At 61.8% G+C, this 1,694-nt stretch carries 2 protein-coding genes; both read left to right on the top strand.

Annotation, left to right across the window (positions count from 1 at the left end; all coding sequences use genetic code 11):
* Positions 1–741 (top strand): ABC transporter substrate-binding protein, encoded by a 741-nt coding sequence (locus EOA32_RS36825; RefSeq protein ID WP_128374278.1) that lies wholly within the window; start codon positions 1–3, stop codon positions 739–741.
* 1 nt (position 742) lies between these two features.
* The gene (locus EOA32_RS36820) at positions 743–1,585 is read left to right on the top strand and encodes an ABC transporter permease (RefSeq protein ID WP_245499527.1); all 843 of its coding nucleotides are present in this window, start codon (positions 743–745) and stop codon (positions 1,583–1,585) included.
* Positions 1,586–1,694 lie beyond the last annotated feature (109 nt).

The following is a 1,694-nucleotide window of genomic DNA, read 5'->3' as shown; positions in this document are numbered from 1 at the left end:
ATCTCAGCCGCTTCCGCCGTACCCCCGGATTCGCAGCTCAAGACGGTGGAGGACTTGAAGGGCCATAAGGTGGCGCAGTTCCGCGGCACCAATTTGCAGATCGCCACCGACCGCGTCCTCGAAAAGCACGGCCTCGCCGAAAAAGATATCCGCTTCGTCAGTCTCGACTCGAATTCCGCCACGGCCGCGCTCATCTCGGGCAATGTCGAGGCTTCGTTCGGCGGCTCGGAATATCTGGACCTCGCCAAACGCGGCGCGGTCAAGATCATCTACTCGACGAAGAACGACGACCCGACCCTCGGGCGCAACGCGGGGCTCCTCGTCACCGCGGAGTTCGAGAAGGCCCACCCAGAGTTCACCGCCAAGGTCGTGCGCGCCTTTGTCAAGGGCGCGCGCTTCGGCTCGGATGAGGCTAATCGCCAGGCAGTCTTCGAGCTCTGGTCGAAAGCTGGCCTGCCGGTCGAAAGCTTCGAGGCCGATTTCAAAGACGAGCGTCTGGCCCACCGCCTGTCGCCTGTCGTCGATGACTTCATTATCGCGCGCTACAAAGATCAGGCCGCGCGCGCCAAAGCCTACGGCTTGATCAAGAAGGACGTCGACATCGACAGCTGGTTCGAGACCAAGTACCTCAAGCAGGCCCTGGTGGACCTGAAGCTCGAGAACTACTGGTCCACCTTCGACGCGAAAGGCCAGAAAGCGACCGAGGGCGAAGTCGAACACACCAAAGCCGCGAGCAACTAAGATGGGCGCCGGCTACCGCGCGGCCCAGACTGGAGATGGGAACAGCATCGCCGGTTTTGCTCCCAATCGGCGCCGCATGCTCCCGGCTGCCGGCATCCTGGGTCTTGGCCTGGTGGTGCCGCTGGGCCTTTTGACGGCTTGGACGGTGGCAGCCCTCCTAGGCCAATTGCCGGAGCAGATCCTGCCGCCGCCGTGGGTCGTGTTCGACACTTTGTTGGATGGCATCCAGGACGGCTCGCTGCTTTCCAGCACGGTCACCAGCCTTGCGCGCGTTGCGAAGGGATTTGCTGTGGGCGCGCTGGCGGGCCTGGTGTTCGGCACCGCGGTTGGCCTGTCAAAGAACCTTCGCGACTTCGTCGATCCGCTGTTCCTGGCCCTCAGCCAGGTCCCGACCCTCGGCTGGATGCCGATCATCATCCTGATAGTCGGGATCGACGAAGGCCTGAAGATCATCGTCATCGGCTGGTCAGCCTTCATTCCTGTCGTACTGAACACCTGCCAAGGCGTGCGCGACGTTCCGGAAGCCTATGTGGAGCTTGGCCGCGTCCTTTCGTTCAGCCGCTGGTCGAAACTTACCATGATCGTGCTGCCTTCCGCCGTGCCGTCAATTTTCACAGGGCTGCGCGAAGGCCTTGCCAACGGCTGGCAGACCCTGGTTGCGGTAGAGCTCATCGCGTCGTTCGAAGGACTCGGATACCTGATGGCCTATGGCCGTCAGCTCTTTCAATTGGAACTCGTTCTTTCGGCCATGATCGTCGTCGGCTTCATAGGATTGGTGATCCATGGCCTGCTCACGCTTGCCGAAAACCATCTGCAACGCTGGCGTCCGGAGACCCCACGATGAGCCTGATCACGATTATGGGTCTGGAGCGGCTGTCGCACGGCGTTCCTATCGCCCCGCCGCCCTTCCGCTTTATCGGCCGACATCTGCGACCGCTTGCCTTACCCATTAC

The organism is Mesorhizobium sp. M1A.F.Ca.ET.072.01.1.1, from assembly GCF_004023325.1.
Lineage (GTDB): Bacteria > Pseudomonadota > Alphaproteobacteria > Rhizobiales > Rhizobiaceae > Mesorhizobium.
Note: the sequence above shows the minus strand (reverse complement) of the source record. Positions and strands in the feature narration are given on the sequence as shown.